Raw genomic sequence first — 25242 nt, forward strand, 5'->3', positions numbered from 1 at the left:
GAGGCTTATCATGAACTCTGAACATAAACAGGTAAGACGCATGACGAGTGCGGGACGTATCATCCACTGGGCGAATGCGATCTCGATGGTCGTTGCGATCATAACGGGTCTGTATATAGGGCATCCCTATTACCAGACACTCATCGCCGATGGCGCGGTGGACAAGTATGTGATGGCATGGAACAGATGGGGGCACTTCATAGTAGCCATCATCTTTGACGTCACCTCGGTGGTGATCGCGTATCTCTACTTCTTCAGCAGGTTTGAAAAGGCTTACAAGAAGGTGATTCCCACCGCAAAGAACGTCTCGGAGTTTTTCGAAGTGTTTTTAAACCTCGTGACGCTCAACAGACGTAAAAAGTTCGATTCCGCGCATACGGACAGTTTTAATTCCGTCTACTTTCTCATCTTCCACCTGCTTTTGGTGTGGATGCTCTTTACAGGACTGCAGCTGTACGTCTCGGGGCTTGAATCGGGGATAAGCTCGATAGGGAACTGGTGGCCGTGGATGCTGCATCTGACGACCGACTGGACGCTCGTCGTGACGGGAGGGACGATCATGGATGTCCGTATCGCGCATCACTACAGCATGTGGTATATCGTCGCGTGGGTGATGTTTCATATCTATTATCAGATATGGCGCACCGTATTCTGGAAAGAGGGCGATATCGCCATTGTGTTTGGCGGCAGCAAATTCGTCAAAGAGAACTAATATGACACGGCAGAAGAGGAAGTGCTCTTCCTCTTTGCTAAAAGGAATCAAATGGCATTCGTGCTGGAATTAAAGACAAGCTCTTCTCAAGACTATATCAAAAACTATATCATCAGTATCATCAGAGAACACGGAATAAAAGCTTCCGTACATAAAGAGGCGGGAAAGATCGTCTGTGCTCTGGCATCGGGACATAAGGACCTGCAAGGTTGTGTCGATGCGATAGCACGGCGTCTGCCGGCATCCTGTTTCTTAACGGGCAGTGCGCACTATGAAACAAAGGAGGAACCGCAAAGCCTTCCCTCATACGAGATACGCTATCCGCTGGGTCTTGGCCTGTGCCCCTCCTGCCAAAAAGAGATCTTCGATCCCTCTTCGCGCAGATATTATTACCCCTTCACTCCTGCAGCCACTGCGCAGGACAGTACGGATTTTTTACGGGCTTTCCCTATGAGCGCAAGAACACCTCTTTTAAGTTCTTTCAGGCCTGCGGGGAGTGCGAGTCTGAGATAAACGGCGTGGGGATCAGAGAAGCCCATAGGATCAACAGCTGCCATAAATGCGGCGTACCCGTGAGGCTGGTGCATAAAGGCAAAGAGCGCTACGCAAACGACGCGGGAAGTTTTAGGACGATGTTTGAGGTCGCGGCAAAAGCGCTGCTTGACGATAAACGCCTCCTCGTCAAGACGGCCATGGGGTACAGACTCTTTTATAAGAGCGAACATGCACACAAGAGTTCGATCCTTATGATGATCAATGCCAAAAAGATCACGGAGTATCTCTCCCTGATAGATCAGGAGTTCAACGCGCTGCTTTGCATCGAGCGGCCGATCCTGCATATGGCCCTAAAAGAGGAGGGGTTAAAAAGAGCACTGGGAAACACCGCCGATGTCAAATACCCCGACGAAGGCTTTACCGTCCTGCTTGCAAAAGAGCTGCAAACACTGGGTACGGATCATATCTGCTACGAAGAGGCCCTCAGCGATACTCCTTGTGACATGGTGATGGATCATGATCTGGAGGTGACCCCAAAAAGAGCTGCGGCTCTTTATCGACAAGGATATCCGCTTCATCGCCGAAGGAGAGCGGGTATCCTTCCCCTCTGCACTTTTTCCCGCAACCGATACTCTGAGCATCGCCCATGAGCTTATAGGCATAAAAGAGGGAGATGAGATGCTCTTTGACAAGATGGAGCATTTCAAATCCGCCCATGTCTCAAAAGCGGTCGTCCTTGAAGGAGAGGATAAAGAGCGGTGGCACTCCGAGCAGACCTCTATGCATCAGGATGAAGCCTCTTTTATGTCGGTGATCGCAGAACACGGTCTATTTGGCACAAGCTGCGTGGGGACATACTTCGACGAGGAGGCCTCTTTTTTATACTATGACGGTAAGAAAGTGATACGCGTCGTTCCTCCCCGCGACTTTAACGCTGCTGATCTTTTAGAGAGGATGGCTGCTTTACGGGAGGGGTCCGAGCGTCTGGTGAATAACCTCAAAGCCAAACTTCCCGCCGTGTATCAAAAACTCGAGCTTCTCCAAGAGAGGGGCAGCATAGACCTCTTTGAAGCCACGGCCGTCATACTGGGGCTTGATGAGCAGAACATGCGCGGTGTCACCAAAGAGGCGCTGAAGTTCATCGGCAAAGGGGGTATCCAGATAGACACCCATGTCAAAGACAACCGCTTCGATCATATCGCGTTTCTCTCGAGCATAGTGAGCTATCAGCTCGGCGGTGTAGAGAGCGTGCTTTTGAGCTACTCCATATTCGAATCCCTCGGGGATTATTTCAGCGAGCTGATACAGGAGATAAAGACAAAGACCAAAGCAAAGAACGTCATCCTCTGCGGCAGCCACTTCGCCAACCTCTCCCTTTTCAGCCGTATGCACAGAAACCTCAAACAGACGCCTTTTTTTATGAACGTCAACTATCCCATAGGCAAGGAGAATGCCGTTGTCGGCGGAGCCTATCTCTAAAAGAGCGCGCATCAGGGTCAAAGGGGTGGTCCAGGGGGTCGGGTTTCGTCCGTTTGTCTATCAGCTGGCTTTAAAACATTCTCTTGAAGGCTTCGTGCGTAACGATGCCCATGGTGTCCTGATAGAGGTGCAGGGAGAAGAGACCTCTCTTGCTTTGTTCATAAAAAAGCTCAGCGAGGAGTCTCCCGTACTTTCAAAAGTAGAGAGCGTGACAAGCGGGGATATTCCCCTTAAAGACACAAGCGGCTTTCGTATAGAGCTTTCGGATGAAAAGCTCTCAAAGCTTACGATGGTCTCGCCAGATATCGCCGTGTGCGAAAAATGCAAAGAGGAGATGAGCAATCCTGCCAATCGCAGATATGCTTACCCCTTTATCAACTGTACCGACTGCGGGCCGAGATACTCCATCATCAAAGAGCTTCCCTACGACAGACCCTACACCTCTATGAACAGCTTTAAGATGTGTGAAGCATGTAAAAAAGAGTATGACGACCCTGTAAACAGACGCTACCACGCCCAGCCCATAAGCTGTCCAGATTGCGGCCCGAGGCTTTATCTTTTAGACAAAGAGGCTAACAGAACGGCAGAAGACTCCGAGGCAATCTCACTCGCCGCAAAGCTCATAAATGAGGGGAAGATACTGGCCCTAAAAGGACTCGGCGGATTTCATCTGGTGTGCGACGCTTCAAGCGATGAAGCGGTATCGGCTCTAAGAGAGAGAAAAAGACGCCCGAACAAACCTCTGGCGGTGATGTTTGAAGATATCCAAGCGATAAGAAAAGAGGCTCTCATCGACGATGTACAGCAAAGACTTATCCTCTCTAAAGAACACCCCATAGTAATAGTCGCCAAACATCCCCGCGGCACTCTTAGTAAGTATGTGGCGCCCGATATTGACAGAGTGGGAGTGTTTCTGCCCTATACACCGCTGCATATCCTTCTGTTAAAACAGCTCAAAAAACCCATGGTAGCCACCAGCGCGAACCTGAGCGATGCGCCTATTATCACGGATGAAAAAGATATCTTTAAAAAACTGGGCGGTGTGATAGACGCCGTACTCTCGTATGACAGAGAGATCGTAAACGGATGCGATGACAGCGTAGCGCAGACGGTTAGAGATAAGAACCTCTTTATGCGTCTTGCAAGAGGGTACACTCCAAAGAGCTTTCTGCTCCCAAAGAAAAGCAACAAGAGGATACTCGCGGTGGGTGCGAACCAGAAGAGCACTCTTGCCTTGGCGTTTGGCGATCATATCATCCTTTCTCCCCATATCGGAGACCTGGACTCTCTTGATGCGTTTGAATATTTTACAAGGACACTGGAAACTTTTAAGAGGTTCTATGACTTTGCTCCAGACATCATCGTCTGCGACAAGCATCCGGAGTACGAAACGAGTAAATGGGCGAAGCAGATGATAAAAGAGAATCCAAATATAGAGCTTATAGAGGTACAGCACCATTACGCCCATGCCCTTGCCTGCATGGCGGAGTACTCTTTGGATGAAAAGGTGCTGGCTTTTTGCTTTGACGGTACGGGATACGCAGACGATGGAACGATCTGGGGAGGAGAGGTCCTCATAGCAGATACGCAAAGCTATGAAAGAGTTTATCACCTAAAGGAGTTTCGTCTGATCGGCGGAAGCAGGGCGGTAAAAGAACCAAGACGCGCCGCACTCTCCCTGCTGTTTGAATGCTATGGCTTAGAAGAGGTGCTTGCTCTTGAGAACGAGACGGTAAAAAGCTTTACGCCCGAAGAGATAAGGAACCTTCACAGGGTGTGGCAAAAAGGGATCAACTCCCCGTATACCAGCTCCATGGGAAGAGTGTTCGATGCGGCGGCTTCTTTGCTGGGGGTGATACAAAAGCTTGATTACGAGGGGCACAGCGGTCTGCTTTTAGAGAGTATCACCGAGAGTGTGGATAAAAAGAAGAAGTTCGGCTACACGATAGAGGATAAAGCGATCGATATTTCGCAGATGATAAAAGAGATAACACGGCTTCAAGATGCAAAGAGGGGTGCGGGTATGCTCATCTCAACGATTGTAAATATTATATTGGATATAGTACAAAGATATCCGCAGTTTGCAGTGGTGCTGTGCGGAGGCGTGTTTCAAAACAGGGTGCTGGTAGACAACCTTATCGAGGTCTTCGAAGAAAGAAAGATCAGATACTACATACAAGAGAAGACCCCGGTTAACGACGCATCCATCCCTTTGGGGCAGATCTGGAAAGCGGTGTACAGGAGAGATCGATGAATAAAGACGTTGCGATAATCGGTTCTGGAAATGCCTTTTTTAAAGATGAGGGCGTAGGTCTGTATGCCGTGAAATATCTCAAAGAAAACTATGAGTTCACCCCTGAAATAGAGTTTGTCGACGGCGGGACGCTGGGTTTCTTGCTTATGCCTCTGCTGCAGGAATACAAAGAGGTAGTCATCGTAAACACGGCCTCAGAAGAGGGCAAAGAAGCAGGCAAGATAACAGTGAAAAGCTGCAACGAATTTCTTGAGGGTACGCTTGTCAAAAAAACGGCAAACGAGGTCGAGATCGCAGAGATGCTGCAGATATGCTCTATGGCTGAGTATATGGCAGACACCGTTTTGGTGAGCATCGTTCCCGAAGATATCATCAGTGTGGAAGTGGGGCTGACGACTGCTTTGAGAGATATCTGGCAGGATTATATAAACACCGTCCTAGAGGTATTGCAGCAAAGCGGAGTAAAAGCCAAAAGGCGTGAGGATAAAATCTCTTTGGACGATATACTGCATACTTTTGCATACCCGAGCATCGAGCATGGCAGAGGGTTTTAGCTTTATCCTTTTTTATTAACCAGAGCCTGCCAAAAAGGATAGACCTCGCAGCCTACACAAAAAGCGAACAGTGCTTCAAGCAAAGCACATCCGGTCAAAATGGCTACGATAAACGTTGAAACATGGATGAATCCAAACAAATAAGAGCTCATAGCGCCGATAACAAAGATCAGCCCGATCTTTGCCGCGAACTGTTTGGGACCCGCATCGACTTCATGTATCTTTAATGAGGATAATCTGACAAGAAACCGGCTGAACAGAAACAGCGGACTGAGCGTTTTATATCCCGCCACTCTTACAAAAAAATCATAAAACAGGATAACAAGCCAGACAAGATCGGCAGAAAAAACAAAGATCAGACCAAAAACGGATACGAGACCGGCATGCATCCTGATGGCGGTCTCATCTATTTTTCTATAAGTAATAGGGCATGCTTTGAGCATCTTTTCTCCTTTGAATATTTTTGACGGGTAACGGTCATGACGGAAGAATTATAAGTGAATACCTATTCATTGTCAATGAGATGATCAAATATGTATTTTTAACTTACACGGTAATATGAGAGAAGAGGCTTTTCAAGGGGTTTACTGAGGCTATTGGAATTTGATTTTATACCATATCATTTTAATCCGGATTGTCCGGATTATCTTTTGGGATTTTTAAAAGTTTCTATAATATCGTCTAAAGACACTGCATCGTCGTGTTTTTCTACTATGATGTTTTCTTTTTGCAGTATCTTTATGATGGTATCGATATAAGTCAAAAAAGATTCCCGTAACTTTGGAGTCAGGCCTATGCCGACTTTTACGGTATCGGGTACTATTCCCAAAACGCTTGACTTTGGCAGAGGCCTGCCCATCAGCTCAAGCATATCGATGCATTGCATCACCCCGACTTCGTGCGCACCTCCGGAGTTTATGCCGTACCCGCTGATCTCGCTTGAGGGGATATGGTAGATGCTGCCGGGCTTATCATCTATGTTTATGGCATCCAGGATGAGAATAGAGTCGTTTTCCATAAAGAGGTTGAGAAGATTGATCCCCTCGACTCCGCCGTTTATGATCTTTATCTCAGGCGTAAAACGGTAGTTTTTCTCCAAGTATGACGTGGCATAGACTGCGATCCCGTCATCGAGTTCTAAAATATTGCCGACGCCCAGAACAATAAATTTCATCTTACTCATTTTTTTCTCCCCAAGACATCTTATTCAAATAAATATTTTATAGTATTTAGTCCTAAAAATATATAAGAAATCAAAAGATTTATGTTTCTTTTACATAAATATACTATAATTTTTTTAAATCTGAATGAATATTCACCGTAAAGGAGTTGAGTATGGAATTAGGGTACGTTCTTATATTCTGGTACGGCATACTTCATGCATTTGGTCCCGACCATCTGACCGCGATCGCAGACTTTTCCATAGGAAAATCCATGAAAAAGACCTTTTTGATCACGGTGATGTTTGCATTCGGACATGGGATGATGCTGTTTGTATTTGCAAAACTTTTGCAGGAGTATTCTTTACCTGCTTCGGTGACAAAGTACGGCGATATGATCTCCTCTGCCGTCATCATCGGGATGGGCGTTTATCTGCTTTATCTGGTAGCGGCGAACAAGATACATGTAAACAGACACTTCCATGGAGGAGAGGAGCATGTGCATATCTACTTTGGCAAAGAGCATACGCATTCAAACAGGGCGGACACCTCTTCTGCATTGACGATGGGCGCTTTGATGGGGATGGGCGGAGTTCGCGGAATGCTGGTCACTTTGGGCATGCTTCACGGTGCGGCGGTAGATTCGACGATGGTTCTGGCGTTTGTCGTGGGCGTTTCTTTAGTATTTATAGGTTTTGGAGCTGTTATACTTCAGATCAACAATCATCTTTTGGCGAACACGAAAAATGTCCGCAGGGTATTTGCGACGGCGGGAGTCATCTCTTTGGTCGTAGGTGCTCAGGTATGGATAGCATAATAACTAAAAAAGGAAACAAATATGTGTAAAGATTGCGGCTGCAGCATAACGGAGCATAGCCATTCGCATGGCGGACATCACCACGGACATGGGCATCATCACGATCATCACGAAGATTCGCACAGACATCAAGAGGCGCACAAACATCTGCATGACAATCCGCAGCTTAACGATGCAAAAACCATAGCCGTCATTACGAAGATACTGGATAAAAACGACCATGAAGCTGCGCATAACAGAGAGCATTTCGATGAACACGGCGTGCTTTGCATAAATCTTATGAGCTCTCCGGGAAGCGGAAAGACGACTCTGCTTGAGCATATGGCGGAGCTGGCGTCTTTTAAGTTCGGTGTGGTCGAGGGAGACCTCGAAACCAGCCGTGATGCCGACAGACTCAAAGCAAAAGGGGTGCAGGCGCATCAGATACAAACGGGTTCGGCATGCCATCTGGATGCGTTCATGGTGCATAAAGCGCTGCATCATATGGATATGGATACTATGGACGTCTGTTTTGTGGAAAACGTTGGCAACCTCGTATGTCCGGCTTCGTATGACGTGGGGAGCCACTTAAACATCGTACTTGTTTCGGTGCCCGAGGGCAACGACAAGATAGAGAAATATCCCGTGATGTTTCGTCAAGCCGATCTGGTGCTCATAACAAAGATCGACCTTCTGCCGTACTTCGATTATGACGTCGAGCATGAAAAGACGGAAGCCAGAAAACTCAAGCCGGGCGTGGACATTTTAGAGGTCAATATAAAAGATAAAGAATCCGTCCAAAGAGTCATAGACTGGATAGAGTTCAAAAGAAAGATGAGAGGTTAGTATGTGTTTGTCTATTCCGAGTAAAGTCGTGCAGATCGATAAAGAGCAAAACGTCGCGGTGGTGGATACCATGGGAGTGACGAGAAAAGCGGGGCTTGACCTTGTCGAAGAGGGAAGCATAGAGGTAGGCGATTATGTCCTGATCCACATAGGTTTCGTTATGAACAAGATAGACGAAGAGGACGCTATGGAGTCTTTGAAGGTCTACAACGAAATACTCGAAAAGCTCGATGAACAGGAGCGGGAAAAACTTGTTTTAGAAGACGACGACTGCGGCAACAGGACGACATGATGAGCACTTTACAGTTAAAAGACCTCTATGACGGATTTCGCGATCCGGGTGTCATAAGAGGACTCGCCAAGCTCATAAACGAGGAAGCCAAACTGCTCGGCCGTCCCATAAACATCATGGAGGTGTGCGGCGGTCATACGCATTCGATCATGAAGTACGGCCTCCCTCAGCTGATGCCGGGCAACATCAAGTTCATCCACGGCCCGGGATGTCCCGTGTGCATCATGCCAAAAGAGCGCATCGACCATGCGTATGTTTTGAGTCAGCAAGACGACGTCATACTCGTTACTTTGGGGGACATGATAAAAGTACCCGGCAGCAAAGGCTCACTGCAAGACGCCAGAGCAAAAGGGGCGGACGTGCGTTTTGTCTATTCCCCTTTGGATGCCGTAAAGATCGCTTTGGAAAACCCTGAAAAAAAAGTGGTGTTTTTTGCCATCGGCTTCGAGACGACCGCACCCATGACCGTGGCTCTCATCGATACGGTCTTAAAACGCGGTATCAAAAACATCTTTTTTCATATAAACCATGTGACGGTGCCTGAGGTGATGGTGGAGCTCATAGACAGCCGTGACGAACATGTTGACAGTTACAACAACAGGATAGACGCCTTTTTGGGACCGAGCCATGTGAGCGTCATCACGGGTGCAAAGATATACGAGAAGTTTCCAAAAGAGTACAACCGTCCGGTCGTCGTATCGGGGTTCGAGCCCGTTGACGTGATGGAAGCGATCCTGATGCTCATCCGCCAGTTCAATGAAGAGCGCTGCGAACTTGAGATACAGTACAAAAGGCTGGTCTCGCACGAGGGAAATCTCAAAGCGCAGCAGCTGATAGAAAAGTATTTTGAAAAAGCGGATCTTTTTAAATGGCGCGGGCTTGGAAACATACCTCAAAGCGGATACAGGCTCAAAAGCATCTACGAAGAGCTCGATGCCGAAAAACTTTACGCGGACATCCTGCCAAAAGAGGAGATCGAAGACCACAAGCTATGCATCTGCGGCGATATACTCCGCGGTATGGCAAATCCGCCAGAATGCACGATATTCGGCACGGCATGCAAGCCCAGCTCGCCGCTCGGGAGCTGTATGGTAAGTTCTGAAGGCGCATGTGCGGCGTACTATAAGTATGGGAATCTGATTAGTTAATGTTAAATACAATCTACGAATATAGTGAAGTTACGGATACAAAGCTAAAAGACTACATTGTCGCTACACCGCAACTTCACAAATATTTCAAGTTTGATTGGAATGTATTAAAGACAAAGCAGTATTGCGGGATATTGAATTTTGAAGGTAAAAATTTTTATCTGCTTCCAAAGATAGCGTATAAAAATGATGCTGAAACAAATTTAGATATCTTCATTTATATGCTGATGTATGCTTATGATATCAAGCTTGAAAACGAGGATATAGCCTCTTGCAAGAATGAAAAAAATAATACTATTTTAGAAGTTTTTATACAACTTTTTGCCCGTAATCTTTTTCATGAGTTTCAGCGTGGAATCTACAAAGAGTACATCACCGAACAAGATAATCTCACAACTCTTAGAGGCAAGTACCTTGTCAATGAAAACCTCAAATACAACTTCATAAAAAACAAGATATATTGCGAATATGATGAGTTTAGTATGAACAATGCGCTCAACCAATTTTTCTTATACGCCGTAAAAACACTGCTTCCGTTTACGAAAAACAAAAAGCTTTTAAAACAGTGTGAACTCGTCCTTGATGAAGTGGAATATAGCACTTTAGATATCAATACCTTATATGTAAGTTTCAATAGGCTTAACAGCAGGTTTCAAGAGAGTTTTGAATTTGCAAAATTGCTTTTAAACAAGTCTGTTCCGCTCTTTTCAAAAGACAAAAAGAGCTTTGCTTTTTTATTTGACATGAATGTGCTTTTTGAGCGTTTTGTAGGTAAAATGGTTCAAGAACTAAAACCGGGTACACAACTTCAAAATGAAAAAAGGTTCGCAGACTTGACATTAAAACCGGATATCATCATAAACGACACCATCATAGACACGAAGTACAAAAAGTTAAACTCAAAAGAGGACATAAAACAAAGCGACAAATACCAGATGTTCGCCTACGGCAAAAACTACGGTAAGACAAATACGATGCTTTTATATCCGAAGCATTTGGAGCATTTTGATTATGAATTGAAATTGGGAGAAGTGATGTTACATGTAAAGAGTTTGGATTTGGATTGTGAAGAGTGTGGGTATGGAAAATATGTTGAAATTATGAAAATTAGAATGGAGAACTTATTTTGAGAGTAATATTTAAAGACAAAGAATATCGAAAAAATGCCAGACAAGGTTATGCATTGAAAAATTTATGTTTTGATATTTTCAAACATTATTTAGATTTAAATAAAAATTTGAATTATCATGATTTACAAAATCTTTTTAATCAATGGCATTGTAACAATAATTTTGTAGTTCTTTCGAAAGCAGACTGGGAAAATAAAACAGAAGATTTAAAGAAAAGATATTTTGAACCTGTTGAATATAATAATCAAGAGATTTACTTTACTACTCAATGGGGTAATAATGGTGGTAATTGTGATAATGTAAACAATATGATAAAGTTTGCTAAACAAGAAGGGTATGACATCAAAGTGATAGATAGTGAAATGCAAAAAAAAGTATTAATGAATATCAAAAACATCATCCTCTACGGTGCTCCCGGGGTTGGTAAAACTCATAATTACAAAAACTTAATTGCTATGATAGAAGAGGGCAATAGCCAAAAAGAGATATTTGAAACTATTTTAAATAACTTACATGTAAGCTTGGAAAATGAAACTTTTGAAACTATAAAAAAAGAGAAAAGAGTCGAGTTTGTGACTTTTCATCAAAGTTACTCTTATGAAGATTTTATAGAGGGTTATCGTCCCGATGAAAATAGCAATAATATTATTAGAAAAGATGGAATTTTTAAGTTGATAGCTGATGAAGCACGAAAAAATTTAGAAGATAGTTCCAAATCAACAAATGAGTATATAGAAGAGAAAAAAATATCTGAAATATTTAAAGAGTTTTGTGAATATATCTCTGATGAAATAATTGAAAAAAATAAGTTTGATATTAATAATACAGCGTATATTTTTGAAGTTGAAAAAGATGCATTTAGATATAAAGGCGATAATTGGAGTGCTCATGAAAGTGGATTGAGAATGAAGTTTTCTGATATTTTAGAGTTTTATAATAAAAATATTCAAGAAAGAAAAGAGATAAAAGATCTAGAAAATATCAGTAGATTGTCAATCCAACATGCAACATATTACTTTAAAGTTTATGAGTTATTTAAAAAATTCAAAGCAAATATAAAACAAACAACAGATGTAATTATTGAAAATAAGCAACAAAACTTCTATATAGTCATAGACGAAATAAACAGAGGCAATATCTCTAAAATATTTGGAGAGTTGATAACACTCATCGAAGAGGATAAACGAGATAAGTATGAAGTAACGCTGCCGTACTCAAAAGAGCCTTTTAAAGTGCCTTCAAATCTTTACATCATCGCCACAATGAACTCCACAGACAAATCCATCGCGACCATCGACATCGCTCTGCGCCGCCGTTTTACATTTTTGAAAATGAAGCCGAAAGCTGAGCTTGTAAAAGATGATAATGCAAAAAAACTCTTTAATGAGTTGAATGATTTTATAAAAGAGAAACTGAGTGAAGACTACATGTTAGGTCATAGTTACTTTATGAATATACAAAATAGCGAAGAGCTAGATTTTGTAAAAGAGTACAAGATCAAACCGCTTTTGGAAGAGTACTTTTATGCGGATGATGAGAGCTTTAAAAAAGCTCTTGCAATATTAGAAAATCATGTAGAAATTACAGAATGACATATTTTTCAATAAAATTTATTTTGAGTATTATGATATGTAAAAGTATCAAAGGTAAATAATATGAATAGCATCATCACCGACGAGCACACTATCCAAAACAAGATCTTTACCGTTCGAGATTTACAGGTGATGCTTGATGCGGATCTAGCGGAGCTTTACGGTGTACAAACGAAAAGGATCAATGAAGCGGTAAGAAACAATCCCGATAAATTTCCGTCTGATTTTTATTTTGAGTTGAGTAAAGAGGAAGATGAAATCTTGAGGTCGAAAATTTCGACCTTTAACGAAAGCTTAAAAAATAGAAAATACTCGTCCAAAGTTTTTACCGAGCAGGGTGTGTATATGCTGGCAACGGTACTTAAAAGTAAAATCGCCACAGAGATCACGATATCCATTATCAGGACTTTTGCACAGATGAGAAGGATCATAAACGATAATAGTCTGTTTTTGTCGCAATTAAAAGATCTAGAAAAACGCCAACTAAGCTATGAGATCAAAACCGACAAGAAGCTCGATGAAATTTTTGAAGCGATAGAAGCAAAAGAGATAAAACCAAAGCAGGGGATTTTTTATGAAGGGCAGATATTCGATGCTTATGTATTTGTATCTGAACTCATCAAAAGCGCCAAAAACAGCATCGTACTTTTTGACAACTATGTAGACGAAAGCGTTTTAATGCTTTTAAGCAAAAGAGTTTCTACATGTAACGTGATTATCTATACAAAAACAATATCAAAACGGTTGGAACTTGATCTACAAAAATACAATGCTCAATATCCACATATCGAGATAAAAAAGTTTGACCTTTCGCATGATAGATTTTTGCTTATCGATGATGAAGTCTATCATATAGGAGCATCTCTCAAGGATTTAGGCAAAAAATGGTTTGCTTTTTCAAAAATGGATCAAGCGAGCTTTGAAATAATGAAACGATTGAATTTAACAGATGGAAAAATAGTATGACAAAAAATATAACTTTGGCACACGGCAACGGCGGAGAAGAGAACAACGAGCTGATCTCCAAGGTGTTTTATAAGGCGTTTGAGAACGACATCCTCTCAAAAAGCGAAGACGCGGCGGTCATCCATAACGGAGAGCTTGCTTTTTCTACGGATTCTTTTACCGTCTCGCCGATCTTTTTCCCCGGCGGAGACATAGGCAAGCTCGCAGTTTGCGGTACCTGTAACGACCTTGCCATGATGGGTGCAAAGCCCAAATACCTTACATGCAGCGTCATCATCGAAGAGGGGTTTGCAATCCGCGATCTTGAAAAGATCGTGCGTTCCATGAAAAAAGAGCTGGAGATAAACGGCGCCGTGATTGTAAGCGGAGACACCAAGGTAGTTCCAAAGGGAGCCGTGGATAAGATATTTATCAACACGACCGGCATCGGCGAGATACGCCAACGTGGGATCAGTTCAAACAACATAACCAAAGACGATCTGATACTCATCTCAAGAGACGTCGGCAGACACGGTGCGACCATCTTCGCCGCAAGAGAGGGGATAGAGTTCTCTTCCGCGCTTCAAAGCGACTGTGCGTCTTTGTCTCTTCAGGTCAATGCGCTCATGGAAGCGGGAGTGAAAATAACCGCCCTCAGAGACGCGACGCGCGGAGGCGTGGCGGCGGTGCTCAACGAGTGGGCAAGGCAGTCAAATATCTGCATCGAGGTGGATGAAGAGAGCATCCCCGTGAGCGAAGAGGTCTACGGAAGCTGTGAGATGCTTGGATTTGAACCGCTGAACCTGGCGAACGAGGGGACTTTCGTCCTCGCGCTTCCAAAAGAGCACGTACAAAAGGCTCTTAAAGTGCTGCACGGTTTTGAAAACTCCTCAAATGCCGTGATAATAGGCAAAGTGAGCGATGCTTATCTCAAAAAAGTGATCCTCAACTCCTCATACGGTACGAAAAGGTTTTTAGACCTGCCGACAGGCGAACTTCTGCCCCGCATCTGTTAGGAACGATAAGGCATGAGGATACTGATAATCTCCACCGTGTTCAACTCTTTGACGCAGAGGATATTCTGCGAGATGAAAGAGTCGGGGCATACCGTGTCCGTGCAGTTCGCCATTAGCGACGAGCTGATGCAAGACGGCGTGGAGAGTTTTTTGCCCGACATCATCATCTGCCCCTATCTGACGAAGTTCATTCCCGACATCATCTATACGAAGTTTCCGACTTTCATAATCCATCCGGGAATCTTGGGAGACAAGGGTCCTCATTCGCTCGATCATGCCATCCTCGATGAAAAGGAGGAGTGGGGCGTGAGCATCATCCGCGCGAACGGGGAGTTTGACGGCGGAGACGTCTGGGCTTCGCAGAACTTTCCCATGCGCGACACAAAAAAGTCCTCTATTTACAGACACGAGGTAAGCTCGGCGGCGTCCAAAGCGGTCTTTAAACTTTTAGAGCATCTGCAGGAGAGCTCGTTTGAGCCCCTTACGCAGCTTCCGACGCCGATGCATAAGATAGTGACGCAAAGAGACAGAGCCATAGACTGGAAAAAAAATACCGCAAAGGAGATCGTCAAAAAGATCAACGCTTCAGACGGTTTTCCGGGAGTGCTTGATGAGCTGCTGGGCGTTAAATGCTATCTTTTCGGTGCGCATTTTGAGGCGTTTGAAGCAGACGAAGAACTAAAAAGTGCTTCGCAAAATGCCAAGCCCAAGGAGATCTTTGCCAAACGAGACGGAGCGGTCTGCATCAAGACCGTTGACGGCGCGGTATGGGTATCGCATCTCAAAGAGGTCTCGCGTTTTAAACTGCCCGCCACCTATGTCCTAAAAGAACGGTTAAAAGGGATAAAAGAGTTTAGGATACCGCTCATCATGGAGACGCACAGAGAGACGTTTTATGAGATCTCCGTACAGATGAAGGAAGAGGCGGCGTATCTTTACTTTGACTTTTACAACGGCGCGTTTAGTTCCGAACAATCGATTCGCCTGAAGTATGCCGTGGAGTATCTGCAGGAGCGATGCAAGGTGCTTGTGCTTATGGGCGGAGAGGATTTCTTTTCAAACGGCATCCATCTCAACATCCTCGAAGACAGCAAAAAAGCGGGTGAGGACGGATGGAGCAATATCAACGCTATGAACGATATGGTGCGCTCGGTGCTGCTGTGTGAAGATATCCTGACAGTGGCGGCACTGCGAGGCGGTGCGGGAGCGGGAGGCGTGTTTTTGGGTACTGCGTGCGATTATGTCGTAGCACGTGAAGGTGTCGTGCTCAATGCGCATTATAAGACCATAGGGCTCACAGGAAGCGAGTTTCATACCTACACTCTGCCAAGAAGAGTCGGTGAGGCAAAAGCAGACGGGCTTTTACAAGATGCTTTGCCGCTTACGGCAAAAGAAGCGCAGAAAATAGGCCTTGTAGACAAGATATTTGGCGAGGAAAGGAAAAGTTTTTATGAGGAACTTGATGCTTTTGTACAAAGTCTCATTCAAGACGAGGATGTTTGGTACGAACTTCTTGACGCAAAAAGAGAAAAGCTGCAAAGAGACGGCGCTCTTATAGCAGGCAGGCATAAAGAGGAGCTCGATACGATGTATCCGCAGTTCTGGGATGAAAAAAGCGTTTTTCACTCTTTGAGAAGGGATTTCGTTTATAAAAAATGTCCTCTTGAAACACCCAAAAGACTGATCTATAAAGGAGAAAAAGATGCATGAATATAGTGTAGTGCAGTCGCTTATGACGCAGTGCGAAGAGCACGCGGCGGCAAACAACGCCGCAAAGGTCACAAAGATCGTCGTCAAAATAGGAGTGATGAGCGGGATAGAACCCTATCTGCTGGAGACCGCTTTTAATACCTTTAAAGAGGGAACCGTCTGCGAGGGCGGGGAGTTTGTCATGAACATACAGCCTTTAAAGATCGAATGTCAGGAGTGCAAAACTGTGAGCGACCTTGAGAAGATAGAGTACTGCTGCCCGAAGTGTCAAAGCATAGACGTCAAGGTGATAGACGGCGAAGACATGTTCTTGATGAGTCTAGAGATGCAATGACACAAAAAGAAAAAATTTAAATCAGGATAATACTATGCAGGGATTTTGGGAAACATACATGAAATCGGTTGACGGGTATCCGGCGATGCTCTCTTTTAACGCCACCGTTTCACAAAACGCTCCAGATGAGGAGTATGGCTATGTCGCTTTTGTAAAGGTCAAACTAAAATCGCCCACAGATGAGGGGCTGATATCTCAAGAGGATGTCGATGAGGTCGGTTTTATCGAAGATCGTCTGGAACTCGAATCGCTTAGATACCGCCATGGTGAATATGTCGGTCGTATCATAACGCAGGGACATATCAATTTCATCTACTACCTGAAAATGGATTTTGAGTGGAGCGACACCGTTGCCGCGGCAATGGGCTATTTTGAAGATTATACGTTTGAGTTGGGTTCTCGTTTGGACAGCGAATGGGAAGTGTATCAAAAGCTGCTTTTTCCCACGGCAAGAGAATGGCAGATAATCCAGAATCATCACGCATGCGACGAGCTGAAAAATGCGGGGGACAACCTAAAGCTCAAAAGAGCGATAGAGCATACGATGTATTTTCCGACGCCGCAGGAGAGAGAGCTTTTCGGTGATTTTATCCAAAACGAAGAGTTTAAGCTCCAAAAAAACTTGGAACCATCAGAAGAGATACCGTTTTACGGAGTGAAGTTCTACAGGATAGATGTCCCGTTTTATCGTGATATCGACAAATTGACGATGGAGCTGATCGATCATTCCGAAAAGTTCAACGGTCAATATGACGGATGGGAGACAAGTCTGGTGAAGATCTAAAACCGGTCATAAATCATTTTATTACGACGTCTTGAGTCACGACTTTGTACCCCTGATTCGAATAGTTTTTGATAAGGTTCGCATTGCCGGCTTTTTTCCTTATGTTGCTGATGATGCTTGTGAGGGTGTTGCGGTTCATGTACATATTGTTCCAGACATAGCTTTCGATCTCGTCGTAGCTTACGATTCTATGGCTGTTTTGGATCAGATATGTCAGCAGTTTGTTCTCTTTTGTAGTGAGCTCGATGCGTTTGTTGTCATGCATAAGCACGCTGTTGTGCGGTTCGTAAGAGAGCTTGTCATTCATAAAATAGGTTATGTTCATAGCGCTTACGATCTCTTCGAGTGCGACCGCCATATCTCCGAACTTGATCGGCTGAAAAAGTATTCTGTCGTTTTTTTCACAGAGAGAATCGGGTATAAAATCCCGAAGCGCTTCATCTGCGAGGATCATAAAAGCACATTCTGAGTTAACCTTTTTTATATCGGTGATTATTTTTTTGCAAAAGCCGTGATCCGAGACGACATGGATCATGATAATATCCGGTTTTACCTCCAGATAGTGTTTCCAGGAATCCTTAAAGCTGCTGATATGGACGCGCTCGCATATCAGTTCAAAGGGCAGGATATGATAATCATGTTCTACGCCTTCTTCGACGATATAAAGTATCTTGATTAGTTTTAGTTTGCTTTCGGTGTCAGTATTGATCATCAGGCTCTCTTATCTCTTGAAATGGTTTAAATAAAATGGACTTGGTTGCGTCCGTTGTGTTTGGCGTGATAAAGCGCTTCGTCCACGCGTTTGAAAATATCTTTGAGCGTATCCTCCTCTTTTGGCAGCGTTATGCCCAGACTGATGGTGATATGGTCTATGCCGTCAAAAACAGACGACGCCACACTCAGTCTGATACGTTCTGCGAATGTGAATACTTCTTGTTCGGACAACCCCGGAGTTATAAGCATGAACTCTTCTCCTCCCCATCTGGCGAAAGTATCGCTTTTACGGATCTTTATACCGATGACGTCGCATATCTCTTTTAATATCTTGTCTCCGGCGTCATGACCGTAGGTGTCGTTGATATCTTTAAAATGATCGATATCTATCATAATAAGAGCGAATTTATTATTATAACGTTTTAATCTATCCAGTTCGTTTTCTATCTCTTTTACGAACTTTTGCCTGTTGTAAACGCCTGTCAGCAGATCGATGGTAGCTTGTCTGTGCAGTTCGTTCTCCAAAGCGATCCTGTCGGAGATATCTTTTCCAGTAGCTACAAAATATTTTATGTTCGATTTTTCATCCGTGATAGGAGTTACCGTTTCGGCCTCATGATAGATCGTTCCGTTCTTTTTTCTGTTTTTGAACACGCCGTGGTAGGTCTTGCCCTGAAGGATGGTGTCCCAAAAGTTTTTGTAAAACGATTTGCTGTGTTCTTCGGATTTAAATATCCGAGGAGTCTGATCGATCGTTTCTTCCAGCGTATATCCCGAATGTTTCAAGAGCGCGTCGTTTACGAATATGATGACGCCCTCATGGTTGGTGATCAAGACCATGTCGTCTGTTTGTTTTACCGCCTGAGCCAAGATATTCATGCTGTAAAGCTCTTTTAGAGAGTAGTTCGAAGTATCGTTGATAAGGCTTTGAAACTTCTCTTTTGTTATATCTTTGACGATCCCGAGAAAATTGGCGACCTCTCCTGCCGAATTTCTTTCGACCACCGTATGGACGTCCACCCATTTTATGTCGCCCTCGGCGGTGACGATACGGTATATCTGATTAAAGCAATCCACGTCGCTGCTTTTGTGTGTTTCAAGTTCCATGACGACACGGTCGACATCTTCATGGTAGATTATCTGTTCATACCGCTTCTCTTTATTTAAGAACTCTTCTTGCGTGTAACCGAACTGACTAATACTTTGCGATATGTAATTTACGTTCCACTGCGTATCCAATTCCCATGACAAAAAAATGAATGAAGAGGAGTTGATATAAGCGCTAAATCGTTCAAAACTCTTTTCTTGTGCAAAACTGTTTTGTTTTTTCATATATGTTCTTTTTTCTATATTTATTCGGATATGACTTGATGATTAAAAGATTTGTTTTATATATATCTTTATTTATTATTGCATTTTTTTCTCAATATTTTCTCAAGATTTATTGTTCGGCCTTCAGCAGGCGAACATTTTTCTATGAATGGGTTTTTTTGAATAATTTAAGGAAAACAAACATGATCTATGTAAACGAAATTTAAAAGATTCGTTTTTAATTTGATAAGTTAGGATACAGCTTAAAACATAAATAATATTTATAAATTAATTATTTGGGAACGGGGAAATGTAAAGTTTTAACAAAGGGAGATCGTTGATATGTCTACTTATGCGTTAAGAAAAAATGAAATGTTGCTATCTTTTTTAGTCCGCCTGCTTGTTATGGCATTGCTGTTTTTTTCTGCTTCACATGCGGATGAAAAGCTCGGAGTAGACGAGCATCCCGGAGGTCAGGTGCCTTTAGACGTCGTCTTTTTGAACGAAGCGGGCAAACAGGTGACCTTCAGACAGCTTATGGATGGCAAACCGACGATCCTGACGTTGAACTATTACGGCTGTCCCAGCCTTTGTACGCCCCAATTGCAAGACCTTGCAAAAAACCTGGAAATGGTAAAACTCACCGAAAACAAAGACTACAAAATCATCACACTGAGCTTCAATCCTCTTGAAACCCCCAAAGACGCCGCCCGTAAAAAATCGGATCTTATGGCTGCGATGCAGCGTCATTTTGATGCCGGAGCATGGACGTTTCTTACGGGAAAAGAGGAAAATATCCGTAAGATAACGCAGAGCGTGGGCTTTCATTATGAAAAACAGATCGGACCCAAAGGGATGACGCAGTATATGCATCCCGCGGTATTGGTGGCACTTTCTCCAAGCGGAAAGATCACCCGCTATCTTAACGGTATACAGCAGCTTCCGTTCGATATCCAGATGGCGATGATGGAAGCATCCGAGGGAACGGTACGCCCGACCATCGCAAAGACCCTGCTCTTTTGTTTTGCATATGATCCTAAGAACAAAACCTACGTCTTTGCGGCGGAAAAGGTAGGCGCCACCGTACTGTCTTTGATTCTGGCGGGATTTTTTCTTTATCTGGTGCTTACGGGGAGAAAAAAAGAGGCATCGGAGAGAGACGATGCCTAGTTTTTATCATGAGACAAATACGATTTTCGGGACGCACCGCAATCCCGTGTTGCAATGGATATTTACCACCGATCACAAACGCATAGCCCTGTTGTACATGGGAGTGATGTTCACTCTCTTTTTCTTCGCCGTGAGTGCGGCGCTTACGATGCGTGCAGAACTGTTTTTTCCCGGCCAGCAGTTTTTGGACCCTCATACTTATAATCAGCTCTTTACGTTTCACGGCGTCACGATGATCTTTTTGTTCATCGTACCGGGGATCGCCGCAGCACTTGGAAACTTTATATTGCCTCTGATGCTCGGTGCAAGAGAACTCTCTTTTCCCCGCCTCAACCTGCTGTCTTGGTGGCTTTATATCACAGGCGTGGTGACTGCGCTTTCCTCGCTGGTGAGCGGGCACGGCTTTGCCGATACGGGCTGGACGTTTTACGCTCCTTACAGTATCCGAACGGATGCGCATGTGCTCTCCACTTTGAGCGCTGCGTTTATCTTGGGACTTTCTTCGATCCTCACCGGGCTGAACTTCGTCGTTACCATTCATCGTCTTCGTGCTCCGGGAATGACTTTTTTCAAGATGCCTCTGTTTGTGTGGGGGCTTTACGCTACTGCATGGATCCAGGTTCTTGCAACTCCCGTGATAGGTATTACTCTGATACTCGTCATTTTGGAGCGCACGCTGGGAGTAGGAATATTTGATCCGACTAAAGGCGGTGATCCGCTTCTTTACGAACATCTTTTTTGGATCTATTCCCATCCTGCCGTTTATCTTATGATATTACCGGGGTTTGGCATCATCTCAGAAGTGCTTCCCGTATTTACCAGACGTACTATTTTCGGATACCGCTCCATCGCCATCTCGTCTGCTTCCATTGCCGGAATCGGATATCTTGTGTGGGGACATCATATGTTCACTTCGGGCATAAGCGACATGGCGAGAATCATCTTTTCACTGCTGACGTTTCTTGTGGCCGTGCCTACGGGGGTAAAGATCTTTGACTGGGTGGCTACGCTTTATAAAGGCTCCATCATCTTGGCTACTCCTATGTTATGGATTTTGGGAAGTATCGTCAATTTTACCGTCGGCGGACTGGCGGGACTTACTTTGGGTGCTCTTGGTACGGATATTCACCTGCATGACACCTATTTCGTGGTAGCGCATTTTCATTACACGATTTTGGGAGGGGTGGTCTTTATGTTTATAGGAGGGCTGCATTACTGGTACCCCAAAATCACGGGAAAACTATACGACGAGGTCAGAGGGCGTATCGCCTTTGGTCTGATGTTCGTGGGGTTCAACCTTCTTTGGTTTCCCATGTACATTGCAGGCTTTTTAGGCAATCCGAGACGCTATTTTGATTATCTGCCGACTTTTACCATCTATCATCAGATAGCGGGAGTTGGGGCGGTGCTCGTAGCTTTTGGACTATTGACGGTGCTTTACAATTTCTATCGCGGATTGAGATCGGGAAAAGAAGCGGGACCGAATCCCTGGGGCGGTACGACGCTGGAATGGCATATCCCTTCACCGCCGCCCCTGGAGAACTTTTCCAAAATCCCTTACGTGGATTTTGATCCTTACGAATATGAAAACGGCGAACCGGTCGTAGAGTTCGATGAAGATTTCAGGAGGATACGCTGATGCAGCAGGAGATGGCTTACGATATGCAGGGTAATCCCCATCCCGTTACCGAGTTTAAAGATGACTATAGCGGAGCAAAGCTGGGTTTTTGGGTCTTTTTGCTTACCGAAGCGATGATGTTCGGTGTTTTATTTTTGCTTTTTTTTATCTATTTTTATCGTCATACGGGAAGTTTTGTTGCATCATCGGGTGATCTGAACGTCTGGCTGGGAGGGACCAATACGGTGATTTTGCTGGTGAGTACGTACACGATGGGGCTTGCCACATTGATGATGCGCCGAGGCAAGATCAAAGCTTCGGCCTTGCTGGTCGGAGTGACCGCCGTTATGGCGATAGTGTTTTTGTGCATAAAAGGTACGGAGTGGAATATCGACATCGATCACGGCATCTATCTGGGTTCCAAAGCGCTTGGGACCATGAACAAAGGAGAGATCCTTTTTTTCGGTCTTTATTTTGTGATGACGGGACTCCACGGTCTGCATGTCATAGCGGGGATCGCCCTTATGGGCTGGGTATTGCTGCTTATCCGCTCGGGCCGCATCAAGCCCGAACACACCATAGTCATGAAGAATGTAACGCTCTACTGGGATTTTGTGCATCTGATCTGGATCGTTCTTTTTCCGCTGTTTTATATGATAGGAGTCTGAGATGGAGCATAGTGTTTCTCTTTATACCAAAGTATTGGCAGGATTATTGCTGTTGACGCTCTTGACGTTTATGCAGCCCTCTTTGTATCATCTGATGCCGGGACCGACCGCCGGTGTACAACTGCTGATAGCTGCCATGAAGATAGGCTTGGTAGGCGCGTACTATATGCATCTTCGCAGTGAAAAAGCGTATCTCAAAGGCTATGTGGTAATGGCGTTGATGATATTGCTTATCTTCTTTGTGATCGTCGGCATCGACGTGGCACATTCGTAAAAGAGGAGGGCTTATGCTGGCAGGATTTAACAAGGATGCTTCTACTTTTGCAGCGGATGTAGATCAGGCGTTTTGGATCAGTATCGGTATTTCGGGAGCGATGCTGCTGCTTGTGGTGGGACTCATACTCTTTTTTATCTTCCGTTATCACCACAGCCGGGTCAAACCCGAAGAGATCCGCAATATCAAACACTATCTGCCGCTGGAGATCGCCTGGACGGTGATCCCTACGATCTTGCTTTTTGTCATCTTTTACTATGGTTACAGCGCTTTTAGGGAACTGCGCACTATGCCCAAGAACGCTTTTACGGTCGATGTGCTTGGAAAACGCTGGTCATGGACGTTTACCTATCCAAACGGCAAGCGGACAGCCGAACTCTACGTGCCTGCGGGAGAAAATATACGCTTACTGCTGCATGCGCCCGTAAACGACGTATTGCACAGTTTTTACGTTCCCGCTTTTCGCGTCAAGGAGGACGTAGTGCCGGGCAGGGTAAACCATCTATGGTTCAAAGCTACCGTAAAAGGACGCTATGACATCGAATGTGCGGAGTATTGCGGTACGGGACACTCAAGAATGCTTTCCAAGGTCGAAGTAATGGATAAAGCGGCGTTTGATACTTGGTATGCGAGCGAAAAGCTCAGTCCTCATGACAAGAGCGCTCCAAAAGGAGAGGGCGAAGCGCTGTATAAAACGCTCGGCTGTGTTTCATGTCACAGTCTGGACGGTTCGATCATCGTCTGTCCTACGTTTAAAGGGCTTTACGGCACAAAGGTGAAGGTTTTGACAAACGGAAAACTGCGTGAAGTGCTTGCCGATGAAACCTATATCCGTGCGTCGATACGAACACCTGCAAAAGATGTCGTACAAGGTTTTCAGGCGGGGATCATGCCGAACCTTTCAGATCAGATCGATGAAAAGCAGATGAAGGCGATCATCGAGTTTATCAAACAGCAGAATCTGCCTTCAAGCAAAGCTGTATCTCAACAAAAGATGCAACCGAAGAGTGAACAAAAAGTCAAACCAAAAAGCGAGCCTGCAGCCAAATCCGTTAAAAAAGCAGTACAGGTGGTTGTACCTGCCGGACCATTGGACGGAGCTTCTCTGTTTAAGCTTAAAGGATGTACCGCGTGTCATAGTTTGGACGGTTCGAGAAAAACGGGTCCGAGTCTCAAAGGGATATATAAAAGCACTCAAAAAGTCCTGACAGGCGGTAAGTTGCGGGAAATAACAGCCGATGAGGCGTATCTGCATAACTCTATCGAGCATCCAAATGACGATATCGTGCAGGGATTTCCTCCCAACATCATGCCGCCGTTTGGAAAGATACTTTCTCCCGATGAGATAAATGCGCTCGTAAAATACCTAAAAGGCGTCAAATGATACGGTTGTTTATGGAGCTGACTAAGTTTCCTCTCTCGGCTGCGGTCACTCTTTCGGCACTATTGGCTTTCGTGTTGGCAGGAGGAAAAGATATAGCGCTTCTGCTGTGGTCTGTTTTGGCTGTGCTGCTTTTGGCTCTGGGAGTATCTGCTTTGAACCAGTATCAAGAAAGAGAGAGCGACGGGCGGATGCCCCGTACAAAAGGGCGTCCCATCCCTTCGGGCAGGATCACTCCAAACAAGGCGCTGACCGTTAGTGTAGTATTGATTGTCTCTGCATCGTTTTTGGTGTACCGCGAGCTTGGTTATACGGGTCTGCTTCTGTTTCTCTTCGTTCCTTTGTGGTACAACGGTCTGTATACGCACCTTAAACGGCATTCGGCTTTTGCCGCGGTACCGGGAGGCGTACTTGGCGTGATCCCGCCGGCTATCGGCTGGCTGGCGGCGGGGAGAAGTTTGGCCGAACCTGAATTTTTTGCTCTGGCACTGCTCTTTTTTGTGTGGCAGATACCCCATTTTTGGCTGCTGATGGCAAAATACCAAAGCGATTACCGCGCTGCGGGATTTCCTACTGTCATTGAAGCGTTCGGGCCTGTCGGATTTCGCCGTGTGTTATTTGTATGGTGGATGCTGACAGTGTTCTGCGGTCTTTTTGCCGTAGTGATATTTGAAGTGCAGAACTTTGCCGTTTTGATGCTGCTGTCGTTATTGGTCATAGCCGCTATCGCCGCCGGAAGCAGGATGCTGTTCGTCTCTCTCACTCCGAGTCGTGCAGGGATGCTGTTTCATGGGATAAATCTTTTTTTGCTTGCAACAGTGGTGCTGCTTGGCATTGACGGATCGTGAACGCCGGGCGG

The 25242-nt window shown here is 44.8% G+C and carries 27 protein-coding genes; 23 read left to right on the plus strand and 4 right to left on the minus strand.

The genetic code is table 11. The annotated features are described in order from the left end of the window. Positions 1-10 precede the first annotated feature (10 nt). Genes WCY03_RS01340 through WCY03_RS01365 form a run of 6 tightly spaced genes read left to right on the plus strand, consistent with a single transcriptional unit; the run spans position 11 to position 5494 of the window. Complete coding sequence (locus WCY03_RS01340) at positions 11-712, plus strand: cytochrome b/b6 domain-containing protein (protein ID WP_345991435.1); 702 nt, start codon at positions 11-13, stop codon at positions 710-712. 51 nt (positions 713-763) lie between these two features. Continuing rightward, on the plus strand, positions 764-1225 hold the full coding sequence (locus tag WCY03_RS01345) for a hypothetical protein (RefSeq protein WP_345993206.1): 462 nt from the start codon (positions 764-766) through the stop codon (positions 1223-1225). 5 nt (positions 1226-1230) lie between these two features. Next, the gene (locus WCY03_RS01350; protein WP_345993207.1) at positions 1231-1857 is read left to right on the plus strand and encodes a hypothetical protein; all 627 of its coding nucleotides are present in this window, start codon (positions 1231-1233) and stop codon (positions 1855-1857) included. A gap of 28 nt (positions 1858-1885) precedes the next feature. Further along, positions 1886-2686, plus strand: a complete 801-nt coding sequence (locus tag WCY03_RS01355) for a hypothetical protein (protein WP_345993208.1) — start codon at positions 1886-1888, stop codon at positions 2684-2686. Further along, entirely contained in the window at positions 2658-4940 is a 2283-nt protein-coding gene (gene hypF / locus WCY03_RS01360; RefSeq protein WP_345993209.1) for a carbamoyltransferase HypF, read from the plus strand. The genes WCY03_RS01355 and hypF overlap by 29 nt, the downstream gene beginning before the upstream one ends. Next, complete coding sequence (locus WCY03_RS01365; protein ID WP_345993210.1) at positions 4937-5494, plus strand: hydrogenase maturation protease; 558 nt, start codon at positions 4937-4939, stop codon at positions 5492-5494. The genes hypF and WCY03_RS01365 overlap by 4 nt, the downstream gene beginning before the upstream one ends. A gap of 2 nt (positions 5495-5496) precedes the next feature. Here WCY03_RS01365 and WCY03_RS01370 read toward each other — a convergent pair whose 3' ends face one another. Together WCY03_RS01370 and WCY03_RS01375 are read right to left on the minus strand one after the other, a co-directional pair. After that, positions 5497-5937 (minus strand): DUF4395 domain-containing protein, encoded by a 441-nt coding sequence (locus tag WCY03_RS01370; protein WP_345993211.1) that lies wholly within the window; start codon positions 5935-5937, stop codon positions 5497-5499. A 200-nt stretch (positions 5938-6137) separates the two neighbouring features. Then, positions 6138-6677 (minus strand): HyaD/HybD family hydrogenase maturation endopeptidase, encoded by a 540-nt coding sequence (locus WCY03_RS01375; RefSeq protein WP_345993212.1) that lies wholly within the window; start codon positions 6675-6677, stop codon positions 6138-6140. A 152-nt stretch (positions 6678-6829) separates the two neighbouring features. Between WCY03_RS01375 and WCY03_RS01380 the strand changes: the two genes are divergently transcribed. From WCY03_RS01380 to WCY03_RS01430, 11 genes are all read left to right on the plus strand, one after another. After that, the gene (locus WCY03_RS01380) at positions 6830-7471 is read left to right on the plus strand and encodes a hypothetical protein (protein ID WP_345993213.1); all 642 of its coding nucleotides are present in this window, start codon (positions 6830-6832) and stop codon (positions 7469-7471) included. A 21-nt stretch (positions 7472-7492) separates the two neighbouring features. Beyond that, entirely contained in the window at positions 7493-8296 is an 804-nt protein-coding gene (hypB, locus tag WCY03_RS01385; protein WP_345993214.1) for a hydrogenase nickel incorporation protein HypB, read from the plus strand. Position 8297: 1 nt separating this feature from the next. Continuing rightward, the gene (hypC, locus tag WCY03_RS01390; protein ID WP_345993215.1) at positions 8298-8588 is read left to right on the plus strand and encodes a HypC/HybG/HupF family hydrogenase formation chaperone; all 291 of its coding nucleotides are present in this window, start codon (positions 8298-8300) and stop codon (positions 8586-8588) included. Further along, a complete protein-coding gene (hypD, locus tag WCY03_RS01395; RefSeq protein WP_345993216.1) occupies positions 8588-9736 on the plus strand; it encodes a hydrogenase formation protein HypD in 1149 nt (382 codons plus the stop codon). The genes hypC and hypD overlap by 1 nt, the downstream gene beginning before the upstream one ends. Further along, positions 9736-10866, plus strand: coding sequence for a restriction endonuclease (locus WCY03_RS01400; protein WP_345993217.1), 1131 nt, complete (start codon positions 9736-9738; stop codon positions 10864-10866). The genes hypD and WCY03_RS01400 overlap by 1 nt, the downstream gene beginning before the upstream one ends. Then, positions 10863-12458, plus strand: coding sequence for an AAA family ATPase (locus WCY03_RS01405; RefSeq protein ID WP_345993218.1), 1596 nt, complete (start codon positions 10863-10865; stop codon positions 12456-12458). Before WCY03_RS01400 ends, WCY03_RS01405 begins: the two co-directional genes overlap by 4 nt. Positions 12459-12521: 63 nt before the next feature. Beyond that, the gene (locus tag WCY03_RS01410; RefSeq protein WP_345993219.1) at positions 12522-13424 is read left to right on the plus strand and encodes an ORF6N domain-containing protein; all 903 of its coding nucleotides are present in this window, start codon (positions 12522-12524) and stop codon (positions 13422-13424) included. Next, positions 13421-14419 (plus strand): hydrogenase expression/formation protein HypE, encoded by a 999-nt coding sequence (gene hypE / locus WCY03_RS01415; RefSeq protein ID WP_345993220.1) that lies wholly within the window; start codon positions 13421-13423, stop codon positions 14417-14419. The genes WCY03_RS01410 and hypE overlap by 4 nt, the downstream gene beginning before the upstream one ends. A 12-nt stretch (positions 14420-14431) precedes the next feature. Next, a complete protein-coding gene (locus WCY03_RS01420) occupies positions 14432-16129 on the plus strand; it encodes a hydrogenase maturation protein (protein WP_345993221.1) in 1698 nt (565 codons plus the stop codon). Further along, complete coding sequence (gene hypA / locus WCY03_RS01425; protein WP_345993222.1) at positions 16122-16463, plus strand: hydrogenase/urease nickel incorporation protein HypA; 342 nt, start codon at positions 16122-16124, stop codon at positions 16461-16463. The genes WCY03_RS01420 and hypA overlap by 8 nt, the downstream gene beginning before the upstream one ends. Before the next feature lie 34 nt (positions 16464-16497). After that, positions 16498-17247 (plus strand): DUF695 domain-containing protein, encoded by a 750-nt coding sequence (locus tag WCY03_RS01430; protein ID WP_345993223.1) that lies wholly within the window; start codon positions 16498-16500, stop codon positions 17245-17247. A gap of 13 nt (positions 17248-17260) precedes the next feature. On the opposite strand, the gene WCY03_RS01435 is transcribed toward WCY03_RS01430, so the two are convergent. Together WCY03_RS01435 and WCY03_RS01440 are read right to left on the minus strand one after the other, a co-directional pair. Continuing rightward, positions 17261-17959, minus strand: a complete 699-nt coding sequence (locus WCY03_RS01435) for a helix-turn-helix domain-containing protein (RefSeq protein WP_345993224.1) — start codon at positions 17957-17959, stop codon at positions 17261-17263. 26 nt (positions 17960-17985) lie between these two features. Then, entirely contained in the window at positions 17986-19293 is a 1308-nt protein-coding gene (locus tag WCY03_RS01440; RefSeq protein ID WP_345993225.1) for a diguanylate cyclase, read from the minus strand. 351 nt (positions 19294-19644) lie between these two features. On the opposite strand from WCY03_RS01440, the gene WCY03_RS01445 reads away from it, so the two are divergent. From WCY03_RS01445 to WCY03_RS01470, 6 genes are read left to right on the plus strand one after another with little or no spacing between them, the layout of a single operon-like run. Next, the gene (locus WCY03_RS01445) at positions 19645-20442 is read left to right on the plus strand and encodes an SCO family protein (RefSeq protein WP_345993226.1); all 798 of its coding nucleotides are present in this window, start codon (positions 19645-19647) and stop codon (positions 20440-20442) included. After that, the gene (locus WCY03_RS01450) at positions 20435-22081 is read left to right on the plus strand and encodes a cbb3-type cytochrome c oxidase subunit I (protein ID WP_345993227.1); all 1647 of its coding nucleotides are present in this window, start codon (positions 20435-20437) and stop codon (positions 22079-22081) included. The genes WCY03_RS01445 and WCY03_RS01450 overlap by 8 nt, the downstream gene beginning before the upstream one ends. Next, positions 22081-22728, plus strand: coding sequence for a cytochrome c oxidase subunit 3 (locus WCY03_RS01455; RefSeq protein WP_345993228.1), 648 nt, complete (start codon positions 22081-22083; stop codon positions 22726-22728). Before WCY03_RS01450 ends, WCY03_RS01455 begins: the two co-directional genes overlap by 1 nt. 1 nt (position 22729) lies before the next feature. After that, complete coding sequence (locus WCY03_RS01460; protein ID WP_345993229.1) at positions 22730-23002, plus strand: cytochrome C oxidase subunit IV family protein; 273 nt, start codon at positions 22730-22732, stop codon at positions 23000-23002. Between the two features lie 13 nt (positions 23003-23015). Beyond that, positions 23016-24386, plus strand: a complete 1371-nt coding sequence (gene coxB, locus WCY03_RS01465) for a cytochrome c oxidase subunit II (protein WP_345993230.1) — start codon at positions 23016-23018, stop codon at positions 24384-24386. After that, positions 24383-25231, plus strand: coding sequence for a UbiA family prenyltransferase (locus WCY03_RS01470; protein ID WP_345993231.1), 849 nt, complete (start codon positions 24383-24385; stop codon positions 25229-25231). Before coxB ends, WCY03_RS01470 begins: the two co-directional genes overlap by 4 nt. The last annotated feature ends 11 nt before the right edge of the window (positions 25232-25242 follow it).

Source organism: Sulfurimonas sp. HSL-1716 (assembly GCF_039645975.1).
GTDB classification, from domain to species: domain Bacteria; phylum Campylobacterota; class Campylobacteria; order Campylobacterales; family Sulfurimonadaceae; genus Hydrocurvibacter; species Hydrocurvibacter sulfurireducens.